At 30.7% G+C, this 6,428-nt stretch carries 6 protein-coding genes; all 6 read left to right on the top strand.

Annotated features, from left to right (window positions below):
- Positions 1–381 precede the first annotated feature (381 nt).
- The 6 genes from MR285_RS06755 to MR285_RS06730 all read left to right on the top strand — a co-directional run bounded on the left by MR285_RS06755 (position 382) and on the right by MR285_RS06730 (position 5,801).
- Positions 382–1,494: a PTS transporter subunit EIIC gene (locus MR285_RS06755; protein ID WP_293559332.1), complete on the top strand. Its 1,113-nt coding sequence runs from the start codon at positions 382–384 to the stop codon at positions 1,492–1,494.
- A gap of 34 nt (positions 1,495–1,528) precedes the next feature.
- On the top strand, positions 1,529–2,458 hold the full coding sequence (locus tag MR285_RS06750) for an amidohydrolase family protein (RefSeq protein ID WP_293559330.1): 930 nt from the start codon (positions 1,529–1,531) through the stop codon (positions 2,456–2,458).
- Between the two features lie 113 nt (positions 2,459–2,571).
- Complete coding sequence (locus MR285_RS06745) at positions 2,572–3,468, top strand: dihydrodipicolinate synthase family protein (protein ID WP_293559328.1); 897 nt, start codon at positions 2,572–2,574, stop codon at positions 3,466–3,468.
- A 2-nt stretch (positions 3,469–3,470) separates the two neighbouring features.
- Positions 3,471–3,761, top strand: a complete 291-nt coding sequence (locus MR285_RS06740) for a UxaA family hydrolase (RefSeq protein ID WP_293559326.1) — start codon at positions 3,471–3,473, stop codon at positions 3,759–3,761.
- A gap of 9 nt (positions 3,762–3,770) precedes the next feature.
- Entirely contained in the window at positions 3,771–4,940 is a 1,170-nt protein-coding gene (locus MR285_RS06735) for a UxaA family hydrolase (RefSeq protein ID WP_293559324.1), read from the top strand.
- A gap of 96 nt (positions 4,941–5,036) precedes the next feature.
- A complete protein-coding gene (locus MR285_RS06730) occupies positions 5,037–5,801 on the top strand; it encodes an IclR family transcriptional regulator (RefSeq protein WP_293559322.1) in 765 nt (254 codons plus the stop codon).
- Positions 5,802–6,428 lie beyond the last annotated feature (627 nt).

Genomic DNA, 6,428 nt, shown 5'->3' with positions numbered 1-6,428 from the left:
AAAAGTAGCATAAAAATCAAAAAAATATATATTAACTAGCCGAAAACAGTTGGCTTAATTGTTATGCTCAAATTTAATTAATTAACAAATAATAAAATAACCTGAAATTAATTTCAGGTTAAACTTGACTTTTGTTAGCAGGTTTTTATTTCAGAATATTTGATAAATAAACTTAAAGTTTCAATATACTTCAAAAAATATTTAATAATTTTTAAAAATAATGTTGCAATTTATTAAAGTATGTGATATATTTCAATCACAGACGGAAATACGAATTAGTTCCTAAATACGAACAAATTAAATAAAGGAGGTTTCAAGAATTTATTTAAATATAATAGGATTTTGTGTGTCCGTTATTATCTAAAGAAATGAGGTTTTATTGTGAATAAGAAAGAGGGAATATTTAAAAAACTTATAGATGATTTTATAGAATTATTATCATCACTATTTTTACCATTTATTAACCTGATGATATCAACAGGAATTATAAAGGGAATAATTTCACTGTTATTGGCAACAAATGTTATTGACCAAACTTCTTCTACATATGAAATATTAAATGCTATTGGGGATGCTTTCTTTTACTTTATCCCTGTATTTTTAGCAATAACAGCAGCAAAAAGGTTTGGGGTAGAGACATTTACAGCAGCATTAATAGGATGCATATTGCTTCATCCATCAATGACAAGCTTAATGAGCTCAGATGGAACAGTAACCTTCTTTAATTTAGAAGTTCCAAAAGTAATATACTCTAGTTCTGTTATTCCTATAATATTGGCGATATATTTTACAAAATACGTTCAGAACTTCTGTTATAAGGTCATACCAGAAACTTTTAAGGGATTATTTACACCACCAATTTGTTTATTAGTTGTTACACCTGTAATTCTATTTGTATTTGGACCAATTGGGAAAGTTGCTGGATCATGGTTAGCTAGTGGATATGAAAATATTTATAATTTGAGCCCACTTGTGGCTGGAATAATTGTAGGTAGTTTACAACCATTTATGGTTATGTTTGGATTGCACTGGGGATTGTTTACAGTAGCAATTAATAATATATCCTTAGTTGGATATGACACAATTTTAGCTTTGTTCGGGGCTGCTATATTTGCTCAAGGAGGAGCAGCATTAGCGGTTGCATTTAAAACAAAGGATAAAAAGTTTAGGTCACAAGCAATTTCTGCTGGACTTACAACACTGTTAGGTATTACAGAACCTGCAATGTATGGAGTTAACTTAAAACTTAAGAGACCTATGACCTGTGCTTGTATTGCAGGGGGCGTAGGAGGAGCAGTTGCTGGAATGTTTGGATGTAGGGCTACTTCGTTTGCTTTACCAGCATTAACAACTCTTCCTGTGTTTATGAGCAACGCTTTTATACAGTTTTTAATATCTCTAGTAATAGCATTTGGATTGGCATTTGTCTTGACTCTATTTTCCTATAATAAAGATTTAGAGAAATTAGAAAATGAAAATGAGGAAGAAGTTTAAAATTTGTTTAATGTAATTTTTTAAAATAAAAACTATGGAGGATACGATTATGAAAAAAATTGACGCACACGCACACATCTTTGAAAGTATTAGAAGCTTTGGTAAAAACGGTGAATTTAGACCGTTAGGAAATGGACTTTGCCGTTGGGCTAATGGAGATGAAATGGCAATAATTCCAAAAGGATATGGGGATAAGGAATTTGTTGCTGAGTCATTATTAAGTATCATGGATGAAAATGAAGTTGAAAAAGCAATTTTATTACAAGGAAGTTTATATGGTTTCCAAAACGAATATGCTATTGAAACAGCTAATAAGTATCCAGATAGATTTAAAGCAGCTGTTACACTAGATCCTCACTGTAAGGAAGTGGATTCAATTTTAGATAGGTTAATAAACGATCTAAAAGCTAAAATATTTAAATTTGAAATTAGTGTTGGTGGTGGAATGATGGGCTATCACAACAACTTTATTATCGATGATCCAATGATGACTAAGATTTATGATAGAATTGCTGAAGAAGAAAATATGACTTTAGTATTAGATATTGGAAGTCCTTCAATGGCAAGTTGTCAACCAGAGGCAGTTTATAGAATTGCGAAGAAATATAAAAATCTTAACATTGTAATTTGTCACTTATTAGCTCCTACATTAGAAGATGGAGATTATTTAGAAAAAGCATTACCATTTCTAAAACATGATAATGTTTGGATAGATTTAAGTGCGTTACCTTGGAATGTAGCTCCTGAAAAATATCCTTTCCCAACAGCATTAGAATATATAAAACTAGCAAAAGATATTTTAGGAACTGAAAAGATTCTTTGGGGCACTGACACACCTACTGTAATGACTAAGTTCTCATATGAAGAGCTATATAAATTTATAACAGAATCAGATGTGTTCGCTGAAAAAGAACTTGAAGATGTATTTTACAACAACGCATTAGACGCATATTATTTAAAATAATTTATAAAAAGTATAAAATAAAATTATAGACTAGAGAAACTGACAATCCCGTCGCCTATTGTGGGCGAGGGGATGTCTTGCTTAACAATTAGTAAAACGTTGAAAGGATTAAGATGAAAGCAAAAATAATAACACCAACGGTTACAATCTTTGATAATGATGGAAACGTTGATATAGAAGGTAATAGGTTGCTCATTCAACACTTAATAGATAATGGTGTGGATGGAGCAGTACCACTCGGAAGTAGTGGAGAATTTACCGCCTTATCGATGTACGAAAAGAAAAAACTAATAAAACTTTATGTAGATGAATCAAATGGAAAACTTGATTTAATCCCTGGAACAAGTTCACTTAATATTGAGGAGTGTGTAGAATTATCTAATTATGCAATCTCATTAGGAGTTAAGGGAGTTTTAATACTTCCTCCATTCTATTATGGGATAAGCCAAGAGGAAGCTTTTCATTATTATGATGTACTTGCTCAGAAGATAGATGGAAATATTTATATTTATAATTTCTCTGCAAGAACTGGGTTTGATATGAGTGCTAAAACAACATTTAATCTTGCTAAAAAACATAAAAACATTAAAGGTATGAAGGACTCAACAGCAAATCTAACTCACACAAAAGAGGTTATTCTAAAAGTTAAAGAAATTAGAAATGACTTCGAGGTATATTCAGGATTTGATGATCATTTTATTCCAAACATTATAGCAGGAGGAAGTGGATGCATAGCAGCTATTTCAAACTTTGAACCTAAATTATGGTCAAGCTGGGTAAAAGCTATAAATAGTGGAAATTTTGAAGAAGTTAAGGCAATAGGTAATATAATTGATAGACTTATGCCACTATATAGTGTTGAAAAGAATTTTTCTCATATATTTAAAAAGTTTTTAATCGATGATGGTCTTAAAATAAACGATTATACGATATTCCCATTTGAGGAATTAAGTGAACAGGATTATGAGTTTGCAAAAAAATTAAGGAACAAAGTAATGGATGGGAGGTAATCATGAAATACGCTCTTAAAGTTGATGATAAGGATAATGTGGTTACAGTATTAAGCTCTATAGAAAAAGGTGAGACTGTAAGCTATTTAGATAATGGCGATACAAAGGAAGTTGTGGCGCAAAACGACATTCCTATATACCATAAAATAGCAATAAGAAACATAAAAATGGAAGAAGATATTGTAAAATATGGAGAACATATAGGAAGAGCTAGTAAAGATATTGTTAAAGGATTTCATGTGCACACACATAATATTAAAGATCACAGAGAAAATCTTGAAGAAAAAGAATGAGGTGGTATAATGAGAACTTTTTGGGGTTATAAAAGAAAAGACGGTAGAGTTGGGATTAGAAATCATGTTTTAATATTACCAGCAAGTATATGTGCATCAGACACAACCAGATTAATTTCACAAGGAGTCCAAGGTACAGTAACATTTAACTTGCAACTTGGATGTTCACAAGTAGGTGCAGATCTTGATTTAACTCTAGATACTCTAGCGGGGTATGGTGCAAACCCAAATGTTTATAGTGTAATAGTAGTAGGTTTAGGCTGTGAATCGGCCCAAGCTAATATTGTTAAGGAAAGAATTTTAGAAAGAACAAATAAGCAAGTTGAAACCTTGGTTATTCAAGAAGAAGGTGGAACACTAAAGACCATAGAAAAAGCTCAAAGGCTTGCAAAGAAAATGGTGGGAGAAGCTGCATTGATTAGAAGAGAAGAATTCCCACTTTCAGAGCTTATTCTTGGAACAAATTGTGGTGGTTCGGATACAACGTCTGGACTTGCAGCTAATCCAACGATTGGAAAAGTTAGTGATAAATTGGTAGAAATGGGTGGAACTTCTGTACTTTGTGAAACTACTGAATTTATTGGAGCAGAACATATTCTTGCTAGAAGGGCAAAAAATAAAGAGATTCATGATAAAATTTATGAAATTATTAAAAACTATGAAACTAAAATAAAGAATGATACAGGGCTAGATGTTCGTGACGGAAACCCTTCACCAGGAAATAAAGAAGGTGGACTTACTACCTTAGAAGAAAAATCACTTGGATGCATTCATAAAGGGGGAACTTCCAGCATTAACAATCTTTATGATTATTCTCAACAAATTAAAGGAAAAGAAGGACTTGTAATTATGGATACGCCAGGAAATGATGCTTCATCTGTTGGAGGTATAATTGCTGGTGGATGTCAATTAGTTGTATTTTCCACAGGTAGAGGAACTCCAACTGGACACGCCATAGCGCCTGTTTTAAAAATCACTGGAAACAGCGAAACCTATGCTAAAATGAGCGACAACATAGATTATGATGCAAGCGGTATAATTACAGAAAACAAGGCAATTGAGCAAGCAAGTGAAGAATTGCTAGATTTAATTGTAGAGGTGTGTAACGGGAAACAAGTTCAGGCAGAACTTCTAGGATATACAGAAACAGCAATTCAAAGGGCATCAGCTTTTGTTTAATTATAATATTAAGAGCCTTCGGGCTCTTTTAATATTTTTAGGGTTAATATATAATATGAAATATTAGTTATAAAATCTTTGGTTAAGGAGAAAAAAATGCATAAGCCAACTGAAAGAGTTCTTAGAATACTTTTAACTTTAGCTTCTGAAAAAGAAGATCTTACATTGACAGAAATTTCTGAAAAAACAAAAATACCTAAGAGTACTATATTACCAATACTCTCGACTCTTGTGGATATGAGGTTTCTAGCAAAAAAATCTGAAATGAAGTATAGAATTGGAATAAATTCTTTCATAGTAGGCGAAGCATATATAGAATCAACATCTCTTCTTGAGATGATAAAATCCTATATGACAGAAGTAGTTAAGGAATGTAACGAAATATGTCAATTAGGGATACTACAAGATAATAAAGTCTTCTATATTGCTAAAAAAGATCCAAAACAATCAATCCAGCTAATGAGCTATGTTGGAAAATTTCTACCAATTTATTCAACAGCACTAGGGAAAGTTTTGGTTTACAAAAACAGTGAAGAAGAAATTAAAGACATTGTTGGAGATAATATGGTTCCTTTGACAGAGAGAACTATTACAAATATAGATGATTTTTTGAATGAAATAGAAGCAGTTAAGAGTAATGGGTATTCATACGATTTACAAGAAACGAGTTTAGATTCAAAGTGTGTTGCTGTTTCAATAGAAAAGGATGGAAAGGTTATCGCAGCTATGAGCGTATCTATCCCCAACTTTAGAAGTACTGATGAGAAGCTAGAAAATGCAATTCAAGTTCTATTAAAATATAAAAAAGAAATAGAAAGTTATTTCACTCACAATATTTATAATGAAGAAGATTTAATCTAAACTAAAAAGAAATAGTAACCAAGTTCTTCTGTCTCAAATAAACAAAAAGTCAAATTTAGGCCTTAGTAATCATACAAGGGTCTTTTTTAATATCAACAGCAAAATAAAAGTATTTTTTATTTGTATTTTATATCAATAAGAATTTAATCGGGAAGAAAAATTAGACTTATTAAATCCAATAAAGTTGAAGAAACTCCTTATTATAAATATTTTATAGATGAGTAAAATATGTGCTTGCATAAGTCAAATAAATGTAATATTGTAAGATGCATTTTAAAAAGCAAGCAAAAGAAAATATTTACAACTAAACTTAAACAAAGAAATTAAAAAAATTAATAAATAGTATATAAGTTAAATTAAATGCTTGGCAAGAGTTTTTAATTGAGAGATAAAATAATAAGAGAAGACTGTTAAAAATAGTTTGAAAACGATTTAAATTGGTGGTATACTATTAAAAACACATTTATATTATATTGTATTAAAGTGTGCACGATGCATATTGATTAAAATAAAATTTAGGTGAGAAAATGAAAATAAGTTTAAAAGTTAATGGTGAAATCTATAATTTTGATGTAGACGAAAAGAAAAGATTAATAGATTTACTTAGAAATGATTTAAGACTAACAG

The organism is Peptoniphilus sp. (assembly GCF_022767005.1).
Taxonomy (GTDB): Bacteria; Bacillota; Clostridia; order Tissierellales; family Peptoniphilaceae; genus Peptoniphilus_A.
This window is presented reverse-complemented; position numbering and strand designations above follow the sequence as displayed.

What these genes read in the sequence shown, in the direction of transcription:
- MR285_RS06735 (WP_293559324.1), top strand. Translation starts at nt 3,771, where the DNA reads ATGAGAACTTTTTGGGGTTATAAAAGAAAAGACGGTAGAGTTGGGATT.
- MR285_RS06750 (WP_293559330.1), top strand. Translation starts at nt 1,529, where the DNA reads ATGGAGGATACGATTATGAAAAAAATTGACGCACACGCACACATCTTT.
- MR285_RS06740 (WP_293559326.1), top strand. Translation starts at nt 3,471, where the DNA reads ATGAAATACGCTCTTAAAGTTGATGATAAGGATAATGTGGTTACAGTA.
- MR285_RS06730 (WP_293559322.1), top strand. Translation starts at nt 5,037, where the DNA reads ATGCATAAGCCAACTGAAAGAGTTCTTAGAATACTTTTAACTTTAGCT.
- MR285_RS06745 (WP_293559328.1), top strand. Translation starts at nt 2,572, where the DNA reads ATGAAAGCAAAAATAATAACACCAACGGTTACAATCTTTGATAATGAT.